The organism is Tritonibacter scottomollicae (genome assembly GCF_032924845.1).
GTDB classification, from domain to species: Bacteria; Pseudomonadota; Alphaproteobacteria; order Rhodobacterales; family Rhodobacteraceae; genus Epibacterium; species Epibacterium scottomollicae.
Genome location: NZ_CP136707.1, coordinates 188,157 through 203,874, shown reverse-complemented (window position 1 = coordinate 203,874; position 15,718 = coordinate 188,157). Strand labels below are relative to the sequence as shown.

The window sequence follows — 15,718 nt, the reverse complement described above, 5'->3', positions numbered from 1 at the left end:
GGCGACGCGCCGCGACTTTGCAAAGGTCGCTATCTGCGCTTTGCTGACATCTGAGCTGAGCGCGGCATCGCCCTGGTTATCGGAGCCGTTCGAAGGTCCGCTCTCAGGAGATCGTTCGCGCTTGCAGCAAAGGTATCGCTGCACCTTGCATGAGTGTCGTATTCGGGCTGGCTACGGTCATCGATGCGGGTATCAGCACTAGCGGTTCCGTCCGAAACCTGTGAACTCAGTTTTCAATATTGAATGACCGCAACAAGGAGGCGGGGCTGATGGCCCCGCCGCTTTTATTTTGCGGGCCAGCGGGATTTGGACAAGCCAAACGCCCCTGGCCGTCAGGGAGAGGGCGCTGCCCTCCCCCTCGGGCAATCCGATTAGACCGGGCCGTGTCCTCGGCTACGCCTGCGGGCCGCACCAACCCGGTCGAATAGCATTGCCTCGCCCCCTCCCGCGTTCGCCACGTGGCAGATCAGCAGGAACAGGCGGCTTCGCCGACTGAACCTGCAAATCAGCCCTGATTTTCCGAATGGAAGGTCAGATCAACGCAACAAGCCACACGGCAAAAACAGCGGATTGGGTCAGTTTATGACGCCGAGGTCAATTTCGTCCGACGTTCAACATCCGCTGCAGGGCCGTGGGTCGGGCTTCGCCCTCTCCACTCTGTTCCGCCGAAAACATGGTTTTCGTCAAATCAGATTGGCGAGGCCAAGCCCAACTGCGGAAGGAAGGCACCAAGCCCCACCGCGTCACCACAAAGGATTTGGATATGAACATGCAGAACACCGAAGCTAAAATGTACATCGGTCAGCCTCTTGTCTTCGGGGACATGGCAAACCCGCAAAAAGCAGGATGGATCGTAGAAATTTCGCCTGAAACTGGCCGGGTCTTCACCATTGGCGCGGGCGGCATGACAAAGCAAGTTTGGCGCGTCAGCATTGTTTGGGAGGACTCTACACTTTCAAAAGTGGGTGACGAGATCGCGAGCCCATGGATTGAGAAGGCCGCAATTCTTGGGGTTGAAGCGAAAGGCGCGGATGAGGTCGCCGAACTTCAGGCGATTGCACTGGAAGCGCAGGAACGCCAACGCCAGCAAGTGGCAAAGGAGCGAGAAGATCGCGAGCAAGAAATCTCGGATTGGCGCGACAGCATCCGTGCCAAGGTTCCAGCAGACGCGAAAGCCGTGATCGTCGCTGAATTTGAGAAAAACGAGTCCGACAGCATGACGGATTATTTCGCGACCAGCACCAGCAAAACTGTGATTTTGGCCTTTTCTCGAAACACCCGCGACATGTTCCCAGAAATGCGGAAGGCAGCGCGCAACTATGAGCAGACCGCATATCTTGCTGATGCCGAGTCCGACGCAGAGCACCGCGAAAAGTACAGCATGGGGGCGGGATACTATCTCAAGGCCTCGCATCACTACTCCGACGGTTGGAAGATCAGCAAACGCCGGATCACAGGGCCGAGCGATGACCCAGCGGCGTATATCCCGTTTGGCGAGTGGTCTGTGCCGGATGGCGCCCCCTTTGTTTCGGGACCTAGCAACAAAGCAACGCCAAAGACCGATGGCGACAGCCATGCGAAGGATGCGGGCGGTTTCACTATCGAAGAACACATGCACACGAAACGCCACTTTCAAATGTGGGTCGTAAGTCCAAAGGAACGCGCGAGCCGGGAGGTTTTCTCAATGTGGCTTGAAAAGGCCAAAGAGCGGAAGGGCTGGTATTCTCGCAAGTGGGGAAACACTCCTGCCGGTTTCGCGTTCAAGTGCCCGGAAGAGGCCCAGACCTTTGCGGACGAGCTGACGAAGTGAGAATCGGCCGAAAGTGGTGGTGCTCAGGCTGCAAGGCCTGGCACCCGATTAGCCGCGACATCGAAGGGCAGACGCAGACCGGGCACTGGTGCGCGGCGTCTATCAAAAAAGCCCTCAAAGAACGTCGCAACGACATTCCATATACACATGAGGCCGAGCATGAACGCCCATAACTCCCCAGTAAGTGACTTTGATGTGCCTGCAATGCAGCGCAGCTTGCGTGAGGTTGTCGAAGAGTATGACCAGAAAGCAAAGCGCATTCCTGAAGAATTACAGTGTTTCAAAGATGCGATCACTGCACTTGAACTGTCCTCATGCATTGAGGGCGTGTTTGGTGGTAGCATTTGGTCTAATGGTCGCTATGGGTCTGCACCTTCTGTGCGTGAAGCGATCATTCAAGATGCTCTCCTAAAATCTGCATGGCAACATGTCTATCGTGGCTTGAACGTCAACCGCATTGCGAGTGCAAAGGACCGGAAGCGCTTCGAGATGTCTATGGAGAACCCGCCAGAGTTCACCATGGAGAACATTGGCGCGACATTTGAGGACTACTGGATAAACCAGCGGCATCACATCCTTAAAGGGCTGGCTGAGTGCTTCTGCGATCTCGATCCGGCCTATCGCAGCCATACTAAGGTTAAAATCGGCGTCGAAGGACTACCGAAACGCATCATAATCCAATCAACAACAAGCTATGGCTCCTGGGGGTGGGAGCGTACGCGAGACACGTTGAACGCTCTCAATGTGTTTCGGGATAAACCTCACATCGAACAGCAAGAATATTACGAGCTTCTGGATGCGGCAGAGGAGCATGGCGCCAGCTATCACGACGGAATCGAGATCCGCCGCTTTCAGAATGGGAACGCTCATCTTCACTTTGATCCGGAGACGCTGAGAGAAATCAATCTCGCACTGGCCGAATTCTACGGTGACACGCTTCCAGACAGTCCGGAGGCGGCACAAAAACCGAGACCTGGAACGGCAGTTTCAAAGGATCTTGCATATTACCCGACACCGAGACCGGTTATCGAAGAGGTTATGCGCCGGCTGTATTTAGACGGAGATCTGACAATTCTGGAGCCCTCCTGCGGTTGCGGTCGCATCATGCATGCGATCAGAGAAAAAAATCCCTGCGCGCGTGTCACTGGTGTTGAGTATCATGGCGGCCGAGCCATGGAGTGCAGAGCAAAGGGCCATCATGTCCATAAGGCAAACTTTCTGGAAACAGCAGCAAACCCGATTTTTGATGTGGTGTTTATGAACCCGCCGTTTAACGGACAGCATTGGCGCAAGCATCTCGATCATGCTCGGAAGTTCCTGAAAGCGCGCCGCAACGGTGATGAAACTGACGGGGTTTTGGCCTGCATCCTGCCTGCAAGTGCGCTCTATGACGGCCACCTAAAGGATCTAGGTTTGACATCGCCCCGCGATCACGGATGGTACGATTTGCCGGTGGCCAGCTTCGCAGAAAGCGGAACCAACATTCCAACCGGGTTTCTTATTATCGGCCCCGATTGATTGAGGATCTGAATTTTCCTTTGTGGTGAAGGAACCAACTGGCCCCGCTTCGGTGGGGCCGTTTTTTTGCCTTCTAGAGAGGGCTGCGCGACAGATGGTGACCGGTGTTCCCGTGAAACGCCAGGGCGCTCCACGAGATCACCGGCCCTGCGCTGCCGCGCAGCCTTACGCTTCGCGTAACTGTCCTATTGCGACTTCAGCTGAACTAACAAGGACGAGCTTCAGTATCCAAAATGCTTGTGTCCCTTTATTAGAGAAAACCGCTGACAAAACAGGTCGCGGCCTTCTGGTCAGCCAAGATCTCTGCAACATCAATACCTCGGCTTCATCGGTGCCACCTTGCGTTTCAAACAGTGAGGATCGAAAGAGTTGAACTGTGTACACGTCTAGTGTACACTTCAAGTGTCCATCATGGCTTAATGTCATGGGACGGAGTGAGAACTAGCCAAACAACGTGAAGGACCGAAGCAATGGATACAACACTCAAAATAACCGCAAGGATCGAACATGCAGATCGACTACGACCCCAAAAAACGGGACAGCAACCTTGAAAAACACGGCGTAGACTTCCTCGTTGCTGCTCTCATCTTTGAGAACAAAACACTCACCAAGGAAGACACACGCAAAGACTATGGAGAACAGCGGTTCATATCGCTTGGGAGCGTAGACGGCGACGTCTACTCCGTAACTCATACCGAAAGAGACGGTCGGATACGCTTAATCTCAGCGTGGAAAGGCGGTCGAAAGGAACATGACGAATATCAAAAACATATCGCTCGATGATATCAGAGCAATGAAAGACAGTGGGCAGCTCAAGGATACTCCTGAAGATGCACCCACTAAAGACATGCCAGATGGATTCTGGGATGACGCTAAAGTCGTAAAGCGTACAAAAAAGAAATCTGTTCACCTGCGCATCGATCCTGATGTGCTGGAGTTCTTTCAGGCTGATGGACCAGGACACCTCACACGCATGAACGATGTCTTGAGATCCTACATGATCGCAAAAAAAGAGAAGAGCCACCACCAACATAGTGGTGATTAAATTCCGCAAACGTCAGTCGTCGTGTCGAATAGATACGGCAAATCCTCATCATGGATGAGGACCGGGCCCTAGTCTGACACCGGCAGAGCCGGCGCCAGACCTGAGCCGATATTTCCTGAACTCCTGAGGCCCAGGTGCGACGCAGACTGTCTCAAAGAGCCAGCCCGCGCCGCGGCCTCATCTCGCTCAGAAAACATAGTCTCAGCCCTGCGGGACGGTCTTCCCTCGCCTTCAGCTCGGCCTTTTGCGGCGCCACGTCTGCAAATGCTGTGCTTGGGGCCGTCCGTATGCGGTTGATGAGTCCCCTGCCCTTCTAAAGTCCTATGAAAGCGGTATATCGGCCTCCAGAAGCTCTCGTTCAGCTCTGAGGATAAATCTTCCCACAGGCTGCTCACATCCCTTCGCTCTATGATGGGCGCGGGCAGCTCGCAGCATGCAAGGTCCACATCGGCTCCTGAGCCTCATGCGGACTGGAAAGTTTTAACCTTAGAGTCAGTTGAGAGCCGCGCTTAACGCGCGGCTCGCTTTGTTTCAGGTGACAGAGCAGGGGATCGACGGGCTGCGCCCGCTCACCCCAGCCCTGACATCTTTCATTTGTTTATCCGCCCAACATCCCTGCATCGGAAAGTCAAAAGACAAGCGCCGCCTGCGGCGTCGTCTCCACCGAGGGCCGTGTCCTCGCGCTGCGCGCTGCGGGCCGCACCACCCCTCGGTTCCGATCCTTTGACTGTCCGCTGCAGGGCCGTGGGTCGGGCTTCGCCCTCTCCACTCTGTTCCGCCGAAAACATGGTTTTCGTCAAATCAGATTGGCGAGGCCAAGCCCAACTGCGGAAGGAAGGCACCAAGCCCCCACCGCGTCACCACAAAGGAGGCCAAAAATGGCTGAAATTCAAAATATCGAAAACACAGAGGCGGCAATCGAAGCAGCACGCACCGCACTGATCGCAGAGCAAAACGACCTGTTCCGCACCAGCTGGGCGATGGACCCATCAGTTCCGGGGCAGATCGTCATGACGCAGGGTGTCGCGGCGCTGTCTCCCGAAGCCCTGAACGCTATCGGTGTTTCAGTGATCGCATTCGACGAGTTCACCGAAGAAAACGACCCATACGGCACCCGAGATTTTGGGGTCATCAAGGTCTTGAACGATGGTGAAGAGGTGCCCCTGTACTGGAAAATCGACCTCTACGATACGAGCTACGGCTACGGGTCCGATGACTGCGCTGACCCCACCAAGACGCGCCGCGTTATGACCCTCCTTCTCCCCTCAGAATACTGAGTTCGGTTGCGGGGTATCCTCCCTGGCCCGCGCCGAGGCTGGCCTGTCGAGCAGGCCCACAGGGAGGGGCGGTCAACGCCTCTCCCGACAACACCAGTACACCGAAAGGGGGTGAGACAGATGGACAATGAAACGATGAAGCGCCGAATTGCCGAGGCTTGGGCGCTAGTCAGGAAGGGCGATCAATTTGGGATAGGCCGCCGCTTCCTGATGCAAAACGGGGCCAGATAAGGCCACACGCCTCAGCCCAAAAGGGCTGGGGCACCAATAACACGATACTTCACCACGTTACAAGGATAAGACCCATGACCAAACAGACCGAAATCATCGCAGCAGAGGCTCGTTTCCCGCTCACATCCCTGATCCTGTCGCCAATGAATCCGCGTCAGAACGTACCAGAGGCCGACATTATCGAACTGGCGGAAAGCATCTGGACCGCTGGCTTGATCCAGAACCTTTCTGGCCTGTCTGATGGGAACGGCGGTGCTGAAATTGTTGCAGGTGGTCGTCGCCTTCGCGCCCTGCAGTATCTTTCCGAGCAGCATCCCGACATGTCGGCAACCAAGCCCGAGCTGGCGAACCCGCTTGTGAATATCGCTCCTGATCGCGCCACCGCCGAGATTTGGGCACACACAGAAAACATCGCCCGCAAGGATCTGGAAGCCGTCGATGAGATCCGCGCCTATGGCAAAATGGAGACCGGAGGGGCATCGGTTTCCACCATCGCCCGCGCCTTTGCCGTGACTGAGAAACATGTTTATCGCCGCCTTGCCCTGTCTGGACTGCCCGAGGCGGTACTGGATGCCCTCGGTGCTGGTGAAATCAGCCTCAGCTCCGCTGCATGTTTCACCATCAGCGATGACGAGGACCGAAGCCTTGAAGTGCTGGAACAGGTTCGCGGGCGTAGTCACTATTCCGACCACCAAATCAAAAACCTGCTGAAACCCGATAGCGTCAAAGGCACCGACCGCCGTATTAAGTTCGTCGGAGTGGACGCTTACAAAGAAGCCGGTGGGCGTTTGAGCGGCGATCTATTCAGCGAGGTGACGCTGTTTGATGATCCTGCGCTTTTGGAAACGCTGTTTATCGCAAATCTGGAAGAGACCGCAGAGGAACTGCGCGCAACGGAGGGATGGAAGTGGGTCGAAATCTCAACCGACAACTACATCGGGTATTGGGATATGGATCAGCGTAAGATTTCCAATTTGCGCCCGGTGGCCGGTGAGCTGACGGACGAGCAGGCAGAGCGGTGCGAAGAACTTGAGTACAAGCTGGAATTCAACGCCGATGAAATCACTGATGAGGAACAATCCGAACTGGATGGATTTGAAGCTATCCTGAAAACTGATTTCACTGCCGACCAGAAAGAGCATGCTGGTTTGATCGTGTTTCTGAACCATGACGGGGAAGTCGATAGCTTCAAGGGACTGGTATTGCCCGAAGACAAGGCGGCAGCGGTGGAAGCAGGCGTGTTGAGCAAAGATGCTGTTGGCAAAGCAGATGCGCCCAAATCGCCCATATCTCAGAAACTCGCGGATGATCTGTCTCGTGTCGTCACCGGAGCGCGGCAGCACGCAGCATTGCGCGATCCTGATCTGATCCTTGCGCTGCTGGCATTCCAACTGTCATGTGGGTCATATTTCGCTGATCCGATCGGGCTGTCGAAGCAGGACGTGCCGAATTTCCCGTCAACCGAAGGTGCTGGCTACGTTCTGGATGAGCGACTGACAACGGCCTCTTACCTGTCGGAGGATCGGGTCACGAACCGCGATGATGAAGTGAAGAAATTCCAGACTTTCCGCAAGAAGGGAAAGGAGTTCATCGAGGCTGAGTTGGTTCGTCATTTGGCGGCGCTCATGAAGGGCGGAAACATGGAAATGCGGGCGCTGGTTGACCGGGAGGTGAAAACCGACATCCGCGAAAACTGGACACCGAACGCGGAAAACTTCTTCAAGCGCGTTTGTTGGTCCCTACCTCAATGCCCTCTGGTGCGATCTGCTTGACCTGAAACAGGACGACGAAAAGGCCAAGGCCTTCGCCAAATTGACCAAAGGTAAAAAGGTCGAGGCACTGGAAAAGTTGTTCGCGGACCCAGAAGCGCGAAAGGCGCAGGGTGTGACCAAGAAGCAAGCGGCGAAAATCGCCAAATGGCTCCCCGAAGGCATGAAGTGATCCAGAGGCGGGGCGCACAAGCGCCCTGCCCTACCGATGAGACTAGCGAAAACCCTCGCGCCATGATTGAATCGAAACATGAACCGGAGGCCATGCCATGACGAAAAAGAGCGAAAACATTGCCCGCGTATGGCGTTCGGCACAGCTGTTCATCGGGTTCCACCGTGATCAAAATGGGCGAAAGCGTGAGGTCGCAAAAGTCTGGTCCCCAAAGAACGCTAACGCCAGCATCCATGCAGATCCGTCAGAGCAGGAGGCGTTCTTGGTTGTCAAAGCAGCTGATGAGAGCGCACCGCGTGACGTTCAGATCAAACTACGACAGGAGCAAATTGTATTGCGCCGAGATCCTGGCATCGGCTGGGATGGCATCATCGCCGAAGAAGACGGCTTAACGGTATCCGTCAACGGTATGAGAATTCAGATCAAGGCAGACGGGTCAGTTACCCATGCCACCGATCACGGCATAACCTATCTGGAGGCAGATGGCAGCGTGCTGAAGAAGACAAGCAGTGTTGAAGCGATGATGTCCGGTGATGGCGTCGAAATGAGCCGACGCACAGAAACGACGATTGCTGCAATCCGACATGATGGTGTAATTGCCAAGGCGAGAGATCCAGAGCGGATCCCACCTGAGTAGAGTTTTCCTTTGTGGTGAAGGAATTAACTGGCCCCGCTTCGGTGGGGCCTTTCTTATGTGGACAACTGTCAAGTGCAGCTGGCAATGCTGCGAGTGCTCAACCCAGCTCCCAATGGCGGCTTGGAGCCCGAAGTGACCGATGCTGCGCAATGCACGGATGACCGCTATGCTGGACTTTGGCGAAGCTGAACTCTCGTCTGGGTCTTGAGCCACTTGCGGATACGGCTACGCGCGTTTGCATAAGGCGATGACGTGTTGAACTGGATCATCCGACCCTTCGGCCATTTGCCATGCCACGGCCCGCCATAGAGTTCATTATCCGAACGTGCCGAGATTGTTTCGACGAGGTTTTCCTTGGCTTTTTTCAAGCGGTCCAAAAGGTCGTGGTAGTCGACGCCATCGCAGTCTTTGTAAAATTTCTGCGCGAGCTGTCCCAGCTCATTCCACTTAAAACCCGTTGCGGGAAAATCGACATCCTGTCCTTTGTCATCCTGATCCAGCCAACTCAAAACAAGCTCGTTCCAGCCAATGAGATAAGACACAAGATCGGCGGCACTCATGGTTGTTCCTTTTACGTGACCTTCGAGTGAGCATTCTCGCGCACGATCCTTCGGCACCTTCAACAAGTCGACTATCAACTTGTCAAACGTCTCAGAAATTGCATCTAGCAACTCTGACTTTGAGGCTGGAATTGCCATAATATTCTCCTTCATCGCAAAGAGAATATAAGCTTTCTCAATTGGTCAAGAGGGGACGTCTAGCGGCAAGTTGGGTTGTATCAGCCGATGACCTCGTAACGAGTACCCAGTCTCGAACTGGCACACTATACAATCACGCCGTCCCCGCCAAAAGGATCGTTTGACGAACGATTCTTGCTAGAGCAGACATTGGCGCACGTTCAGGCAAAGTCCGAAAAGTCCGCACTGCCGACCTTGCCTATAGCCACAAAAACCCATCCTGCGTGCGTGTCACGCCACAGAATTGAGGCCATGCCAGAGCTATTACCGGCTTGCGTAAGCCTTTTCTTATTCGTGCCTGTCAAGATGCAGGATCACCAAGTACCGCTTTCGGTACGCGCCGGTAGATGAGGGTGCCGCCCTTTTCTACTGTCGGTTATCCCGACCAGGCCCCGCGCGCGGCACCCTCCATTGACACGGGCGGTATCTCTACCGCCATGCGCCAAAGCTTGATCGCGAGCTTGCGGGCGACGGCCACGATGGCCTTCTGCCCGATCCCATGCTTCGCAAAATGTCGATTGTAGAGTTCCTTCGCTTCGGGGTCTCGCCACGTCCATTGCCATGCGGCTTCGATGAGGATGCCGCGTAAGCGTTTCTGACCCACGGGTCTGATCCTGGCCCGGGCTTGACTGCCACCACTCTGGCTGACCACAGGTGCGAGACCGAGATAGGAGGTCACTTCCTCGGGGCGGTTGAACCGTTCGGGAGAGAACAGCTCGGCCAAGAAGTTCGATGCGGCGGTCTCGCCGACCCCGACGACAGATGTCAGGTGCGCGAACCGCTCTGCGTGCATCCGTTTCGTTGCCGTCCTGATCTCGGCGCGCAGCATCTTGTCTTCGGAAAGCAAGAAAAGGTACTCACGCACCATCGAGGCCAGCGACATGCGATGTTCCGGCGGCATATCCAATGCCGACAGGTCTGCCGAAGCGGCCAGAGACCACTTCTGGATACTCTGCGGTTCGCCGATGCCGGACGCGAGCAGGAAGCCCTTGATCTTCTGCTTGATCTTGCCCCGGCTCTCCGCGACACGCTTCCGCCGCCGCACGAGCGCCCGGTAGCCTTCCTGTTCGACGGTTGGAATGGCGACGGAATGCAGCAATCCCCGCGCGAAGTAGGTCGCCAGCTTCACCGCATCCAGCCGATCGTTCTTCGCCGCCGCTGCGTAGCCGCGCGGGATGCGCGAGGCGGCGATCACCGATACCTTAAATCCTGCGGCCATCAATGTGCGGGCCAAGGCGAAGCCGGTTGGCCCGGTCTCATAGACGATATGCTCGATGGAGCAGCCCAGGCCCGAAAGCTGCGCGGCGAGCGCCGCCTCTCCGGCTGGACAGGTATAGCTCTCGACCTGACCGTCTTGCGACGAGAACAGGGCGACGGAATAGGTCTTTTTGTGAACGTCGAGACCGACGACGACAGGTTGATCCTCGACGGCTTCCGCGAAGCGGGCGAGGCGCGTTGCTTTCTTGACCATGCTGGAATCTCCTCTGTTCGAAGAACTCCGGCATTGCAGCAGCCACGTGCAACGCCGTCCAGCATGGTATTTTCTTTGCCCCCTGCCCTGCCCTCTGGTGTCACTGGACGACAGGACCTGAAGGCCCTGGCGACCAGGACTGGCGCTATTCGCGCCAAAGCCGCTGCGCGACCCATAACACATAACATTTACGGGTTATGTGTTATTATCTGCGGCGACCGTCAATTTCATCTAACGGAGGGACCTCGATCCCACCAGCTCGTAAGCAATCATATAGAAGCTCTTTTTGCGTTATACCTCTAGAAGCGGCTTCCTTGACGAACGCTTCCTTGATCGGGAGTGGAACGTTCGAGAAAGCAAATTGAACACGTTGAGCGTACTTCAAAGATCCAGACTTAGCTCGATGCGGACTTGGAAGCGAAGACGACAGCTGCCTGAGTTTATGATCCTCTGGCTGAGGTTGCGTTACATCATCAACGTCAAGATTGACTTTAAGCTTTGCCATTATGCCCTCCGTAATAGTCCAACAAACCTTTGATCTGAAGCTCTGCAAGAACGCTCTGTGCTGATCGCTTCGCCGAGCCTTCTGGCCCACGGCCTGTACTCATCATTTCCTTGAACCCGGTGCGATGTGCACACATCGCGTTCAGGCGAGGTACTTCCTGCTCTTCAAGGGATGCCAAAATCGCTTCGGTTATGTTGGTATTGGGATCAACATCCATCATCACAACATACGCGCCAATGTCTTTGTCCATCGAATCTGCGACACCGTGAACATGGCGATATGTTTTGATCGCGCCTTTCGCATCAGATTCATTCGCCTTTGATGGAATGAGCACGAGACCAGCCGCGTTGATCGCATAGACAGCCATAGCCGACTTAAAACCAGCCGTGTCAACTAGGATGACATCGTATGCTGGAGAGGCCTTCTTTAGAGCTCTGATCGTAGGGATGAGTTTCTCGTCGTTGTCCTCAAAAATCCAATCAAGGTCTATTTCTTCCTTCTTGGCCCAGTCTTCGAGGTTGTGCTGAGGATCAGTATCAATAACCGCCACCCTGGCACCATCAGCTACCATCAACGATGCAAGGGTGATTAATAGGGTGGTTTTGCCTGCTCCACCTTTTTCTTGAACTACGCTTATCACTTGGGTCACTGCTCTCTCCCGTATCAATCTTACTTCAACTAACCTGTTATAGGTTATGGGTAAAGCGTTATGTGTTATGGGGGTTGCTAGGTGCTGGGATGTGCTAGGTAGTGGCGCTAACTATTTGATATATCAGTAGTCGTTTATCTACGGCTCAACAGTTAACAGTGAACAGTTAACAGTGAACAGTTATGTGGTATCCGAATAAGGTCGGGTATTTGTGTGTTGTAGATCATAGTTACGGGTTATGGGTTATGAGTTACAGGTTAAGAGTTAAGGGTTATGTGGTGGTGGAGTGCCCCCACTGAAGTGGTCCATCTTTTGGGATAGGAATATCCCGTTTTCAGGAGGACGACGAGATGGCAGGCAAACGAGAGAAGCCCGAGGACATCGTGTTGAAGCTGCGACAGGTTGAGGTGCTGCAAGGGCAAGGGAGCTCGGTTCAGGAAGCCGTTCGGCAAATCGGTGTGACGGTTCAGACTTACTACCGGTGGCGCAAGCAATATGGCGGGATGAGCCGCGATCAGCTCAAGCGGCTGAAGGAGTTGGAGACCGAGAATAGCCGGCTCCGTCGCGCCGTGTCTGATCTTACCTTGGACAAGATGATCCTTGCCGAGGCCGCACGGGGAAACTTCTAAGCCCTTCCCGCCGCAGGCAATGCATTGACCATGTGCGGCAAACCCTCAGCGTATCGGAGCGCAGGGTCTGCCGCACATTGGGTCAGCATCGCTCGACGCAGCGCAAAGTGCCTTGTGGCCGACCGGATGAAGCCCGGCTGACCGAGGATATCATTGCGCTGGCCGAAGAGTATGGGCGCTATGGATACCGCACGATCACAGGAATGCTGAACAACAGCGGCTGGCACGTAAATCACAAGCGTGTCGAACGGATCTGGCGGCAGGAAGGGCTGAAAGTCCCGCAGAAACAGCCCAAGAAGGGCCGGCTCTGGCTGAACGACGGTTCGTGCGTGAGGCTGCGGCCAGAACGCCCGAACCACGTTTGGTCCTATGACTTCGTTCAGGATCGCACGCATGACGGACGGGTCTTCCGCACCCTGAACATCATAGATGAGTTCACGAAGGAGGCGCTGGTGATCAAAGTCAAACGCAAGCTCAACTCAGTTGACGTGGTCGATGCCCTGACCGACCTGTTTATCCTGCGCGGCCCGCCGGAATACATCAGATCGGACAATGGAGCCGAGTTCATTGCCAAGAAGGTGCGCGCCTGGATCGGTGCCGTGGGCGCGAAGACCGCATTCATTGCCCCGGGATCACCTTGGGAGAACGGCTACTGCGAGAGCTTCAACGCCCGCTTCCGGGATGAGTTACTAAACGGCGAGGTCTTCACCACGCTGCGTGAAGCACAGATCCTCATCGAACGCTGGCGTCGCCACTACAAAACGGTTAGGCCCCACAGCGCCTTAGGATACCGGCCCCCAGCGCCCAAAAGCATCGTCCCGATAGACCAAAGACCGACGATGCATTAACATTCAAATTGGACCACTCGATGGGGGCACATCAGTGGAGGTGTGTGGTAGGGGAGGTATGTGTTGCGTGGTAATGGCTATTGAGAGCGCATCCCATGTAAACATGGGACCACTCACTACTCAGCACCGCAAGCGGTGCTTCCCCGAACCGAACATGCGGCACTCCCTGGGCCAATAGCCTAGCATCTGTCCCATCCGGGCCAGCTGATAGGCTTTGGACCATGGTCGTTTCCGAATGTCCGGATCGGCCCTGCGGGTGACGATCACTTGCGCGGCGCTTCAGATCTATTCTTGGCTCTGTCCATGGGCGGGGGAGGGGGAACACAAATGGCGGGGTCGCAGCCGGCAACATCCTTGTTTGGGATAGTGTCCAGATTTCTCCATGAGTATTGGAGCTGGCTAAGATCGGGGTAAGGTTGCCCGTGATCTGTCGGTAGCTTGGAGACTTGGCGGCCGCGGTCCTAGAACGTCTTGCCGGCCCTTCATCACTGCGCACTTTCAGGCTGTAGCCATGTCGATCCTCGCAAGGCCGTGTTTCTCTCTGATGAACATAAGCGGGCAGTCGGGGATGGTCGCTTTACTTCAACTGGAAATTTCCCCTGTGCCTGCGGCCCATTCCTCGCGCACCAAATTTCCAGCTGACATCCCCTTGGAGCCCGCTTCCGCAATGTTCATCGAAACACTCAAGGCGAGGATCAAATCATGGCTACTCAAACTCTGAAACTGAACGTCAAATCCGGCGAAAAAGATGGCAAGACATTCTGGGACCGCTGCGGTGCCCTATTCGTCCGGACCGATGAACAGGGCAACATCACCTCGATCAGCGTCAAGCACAGCATGTTCCCCAACGTTGATATGGTCGCTTTCCCAAACAAGGATGACGTCACCGAATGAGCTACGGCACGGGCGGCTTTGGTCGTCCGTTCGTCTGATCCGGGCCGTTGCGAAGATCTAAGAAGATCCGCGCCTGCGGCGCGGATCACATCATCCAGTAGGGCAGGGGGCATCTTAGTGGGACGCGCCATAGGCACGTCCGTATGAAGGCGGGGTTCCCCGCCTCTTTCCAAGTGGTGGGTCCTCGCCGTGCTCGCTTCCTTCACAGCCCTGAGGGGGCTGTTTCGTGCAGCTGCGCGCGGGTCCGGTCCCGCTTCGCGCACTTGGAAATTCACCACTCCAGTTCGGCACTTGCCAAGGTTTCAGGATCAGGCGCCTGCGGCGCATGACCAGAAACCTGCCGCAATTTTACGGTGCCACACGATAACGGAGAGACAGAATGACAACCTACCGCCTTGGATCGTCTTCGATGGTTCACACACCCGGCATTATTGCTTGGGCCATCAATGGCTACGCATTCGAAGACGACCAACCCCAGCTGCTGAAGACACTCTGCAATACTTGGTCCGGTATTCCAGAAGAGGCATTCAAGCAGCTCTTGGCCAAGGAAGTGCCATACACAATCGAAGATGAGACTGTGGTGTTCAGCGCCGAGGTAGACCAATGACGACGCCACATTGGGAAACACACCTCTATACCTTCGCGGTCGCTCTCACGGCTGGTGATGTGATCAAACCCGAAAATCTGGCAGGGACGCGCAAAAAAGCACTCCACCACGGGCACACCGAGGGGGAATGCCAGATCGTCGAGAAGAATCCAGAGCGATACGTGCGGACCGGGAAGCTAGGGTCAGGACCCATTGATTTTCGGTTGGCTGCGTGATTCACCGCATCAAAAATGGGCGGTGACGATGTCTGATCTTTTCTGGTTGAGCGATGCGCAGATGGCGCGTCTTGAGCGCTTCTTTCCCAAGTCTCACGGCAAGCCGCGAGTTGATGACCGGCGGGTCCTAAGTGGCATTATCTTCATCAATCGCAATGGCTTGCGGTGGCGTGATGCACCGAAGGAATACGGCCCACACAAAACGTTGTACAACCGCTGGAAGCGGTGGAGCGATAAGGGCATTTTCGCACAAATGCTGGTCGGTCTGGCCGCAGATCATCGCGAAGAACAAACTGTCATGATCGATGCGACGTATCTCAAAGCGCACCGTACGGCTTCCAGCCTACGGGCGAAAAAGGGGGCCTGGAGACAAGCGCGGGCGGGTGATCGGTCGCACAAAAGGCGGGATGAACACGAAGCTGCATGCGATCTGCGACAGCCGTGGTCGCCCGCTCAACTTGTTCATCACTGCCGGCCAAGTCAGCGATTACGTCGGAGCACGGGCTCTGTGCAGCAGCCTGCCGACGGTCGGATGGCTGCTGGGCGACCGGGGCTATGACGCTGACTGGTTGCGTTAATGGCGAGCTCGTCATTACAGCAGTTATCACGAGGACCGGATAATGCGAAGTACGTTGGCCCCACCCTTATTTTCCAGGATGTTCATAGCTTTTTTGCTGCACATTATTCGGATAAGATAGTTTGAC

Annotated in this window: 14 protein-coding genes and 1 pseudogene; 12 read left to right on the top strand and 3 right to left on the bottom strand. The window is 55.4% G+C overall.

Annotation, left to right across the window (positions count from 1 at the left end):
- Positions 1–763 precede the first annotated feature (763 nt).
- The 8 genes from R1T40_RS22045 to R1T40_RS22010 all read left to right on the top strand — a co-directional run bounded on the left by R1T40_RS22045 (position 764) and on the right by R1T40_RS22010 (position 8,459).
- A complete protein-coding gene (locus R1T40_RS22045; RefSeq protein ID WP_317387116.1) occupies positions 764–1,810 on the top strand; it encodes a hypothetical protein in 1,047 nt (348 codons plus the stop codon).
- A gap of 159 nt (positions 1,811–1,969) precedes the next feature.
- Positions 1,970–3,328 carry a DUF4942 domain-containing protein gene (locus R1T40_RS22040; RefSeq protein WP_317387115.1) on the top strand — a complete coding sequence of 453 codons (1,359 nt, stop codon included), beginning with the start codon at positions 1,970–1,972 and terminating at the stop codon, positions 3,326–3,328.
- Positions 3,329–3,835: 507 nt separating this feature from the next.
- On the top strand, positions 3,836–4,111 hold the full coding sequence (locus R1T40_RS22035; protein WP_317387114.1) for a BrnT family toxin: 276 nt from the start codon (positions 3,836–3,838) through the stop codon (positions 4,109–4,111).
- On the top strand, positions 4,080–4,373 hold the full coding sequence (locus R1T40_RS22030) for a BrnA antitoxin family protein (protein ID WP_317387113.1): 294 nt from the start codon (positions 4,080–4,082) through the stop codon (positions 4,371–4,373). The genes R1T40_RS22035 and R1T40_RS22030 overlap by 32 nt, the downstream gene beginning before the upstream one ends.
- Positions 4,374–5,251: 878 nt before the next feature.
- Entirely contained in the window at positions 5,252–5,650 is a 399-nt protein-coding gene (locus R1T40_RS22025; RefSeq protein ID WP_317387112.1) for a DUF3768 domain-containing protein, read from the top strand.
- A gap of 158 nt (positions 5,651–5,808) precedes the next feature.
- Positions 5,809–7,653: a ParB/RepB/Spo0J family partition protein gene (locus R1T40_RS22020; RefSeq protein WP_317387111.1), complete on the top strand. Its 1,845-nt coding sequence runs from the start codon at positions 5,809–5,811 to the stop codon at positions 7,651–7,653.
- 40 nt (positions 7,654–7,693) lie between these two features.
- Positions 7,694–7,822, top strand: coding sequence for a hypothetical protein (locus R1T40_RS22015; protein ID WP_317387110.1), 129 nt, complete (start codon positions 7,694–7,696; stop codon positions 7,820–7,822).
- A gap of 97 nt (positions 7,823–7,919) precedes the next feature.
- Positions 7,920–8,459, top strand: a complete 540-nt coding sequence (locus R1T40_RS22010; protein ID WP_106165533.1) for a hypothetical protein — start codon at positions 7,920–7,922, stop codon at positions 8,457–8,459.
- Positions 8,460–8,623: 164 nt separating this feature from the next.
- Here R1T40_RS22010 and R1T40_RS22005 read toward each other — a convergent pair whose 3' ends face one another.
- From R1T40_RS22005 to R1T40_RS21995, 3 genes are all read right to left on the bottom strand, one after another.
- A complete protein-coding gene (locus R1T40_RS22005) occupies positions 8,624–9,157 on the bottom strand; it encodes a ClbS/DfsB family four-helix bundle protein (protein WP_317385469.1) in 534 nt (177 codons plus the stop codon).
- Positions 9,158–9,572: 415 nt separating this feature from the next.
- A complete protein-coding gene (locus R1T40_RS22000; RefSeq protein ID WP_165798175.1) occupies positions 9,573–10,667 on the bottom strand; it encodes an IS110 family RNA-guided transposase in 1,095 nt (364 codons plus the stop codon).
- 491 nt (positions 10,668–11,158) lie between these two features.
- Positions 11,159–11,821 (bottom strand): ParA family protein, encoded by a 663-nt coding sequence (locus tag R1T40_RS21995; RefSeq protein ID WP_106165530.1) that lies wholly within the window; start codon positions 11,819–11,821, stop codon positions 11,159–11,161.
- A 350-nt stretch (positions 11,822–12,171) separates the two neighbouring features.
- Here R1T40_RS21995 and R1T40_RS21990 point away from each other — a divergent pair.
- The 4 genes and pseudogenes from R1T40_RS21990 to R1T40_RS21975 all read left to right on the top strand — a co-directional run.
- Positions 12,172–13,298 (top strand): IS3 family transposase gene (locus R1T40_RS21990; protein WP_317387109.1). Its coding sequence is split into 2 segments (ribosomal slippage): positions 12,172–12,436 and positions 12,436–13,298, totalling 1,128 coding nucleotides; the frame shifts between segments, so codons are not numbered across the junction.
- Positions 13,299–14,000: 702 nt separating this feature from the next.
- A complete protein-coding gene (locus R1T40_RS21985; protein WP_106165047.1) occupies positions 14,001–14,192 on the top strand; it encodes a hypothetical protein in 192 nt (63 codons plus the stop codon).
- Between the two features lie 379 nt (positions 14,193–14,571).
- Positions 14,572–14,799: a hypothetical protein gene (locus R1T40_RS21980; protein WP_106165046.1), complete on the top strand. Its 228-nt coding sequence runs from the start codon at positions 14,572–14,574 to the stop codon at positions 14,797–14,799.
- Positions 14,800–15,042: 243 nt separating this feature from the next.
- Positions 15,043–15,589, top strand: a pseudogene (locus R1T40_RS21975) (IS5 family transposase); the annotation flags it as partial.
- Positions 15,590–15,718 lie beyond the last annotated feature (129 nt).

What these genes read in the sequence shown, in the direction of transcription:
- R1T40_RS22035 (WP_317387114.1), top strand. Translation starts at nt 3,836, where the DNA reads ATGCAGATCGACTACGACCCCAAAAAACGGGACAGCAACCTTGAAAAA.
- R1T40_RS22045 (WP_317387116.1), top strand. Translation starts at nt 764, where the DNA reads ATGAACATGCAGAACACCGAAGCTAAAATGTACATCGGTCAGCCTCTT.
- R1T40_RS22000 (WP_165798175.1), bottom strand. Translation starts at nt 10,667, where the DNA reads ATGGTCAAGAAAGCAACGCGCCTCGCCCGCTTCGCGGAAGCCGTCGAG.
- R1T40_RS22030 (WP_317387113.1), top strand. Translation starts at nt 4,080, where the DNA reads ATGACGAATATCAAAAACATATCGCTCGATGATATCAGAGCAATGAAA.
- R1T40_RS21985 (WP_106165047.1), top strand. Translation starts at nt 14,001, where the DNA reads ATGGCTACTCAAACTCTGAAACTGAACGTCAAATCCGGCGAAAAAGAT.
- R1T40_RS22040 (WP_317387115.1), top strand. Translation starts at nt 1,970, where the DNA reads ATGAACGCCCATAACTCCCCAGTAAGTGACTTTGATGTGCCTGCAATG.
- R1T40_RS22010 (WP_106165533.1), top strand. Translation starts at nt 7,920, where the DNA reads ATGACGAAAAAGAGCGAAAACATTGCCCGCGTATGGCGTTCGGCACAG.
- R1T40_RS22005 (WP_317385469.1), bottom strand. Translation starts at nt 9,157, where the DNA reads ATGGCAATTCCAGCCTCAAAGTCAGAGTTGCTAGATGCAATTTCTGAG.
- R1T40_RS22025 (WP_317387112.1), top strand. Translation starts at nt 5,252, where the DNA reads ATGGCTGAAATTCAAAATATCGAAAACACAGAGGCGGCAATCGAAGCA.
- R1T40_RS21980 (WP_106165046.1), top strand. Translation starts at nt 14,572, where the DNA reads ATGACAACCTACCGCCTTGGATCGTCTTCGATGGTTCACACACCCGGC.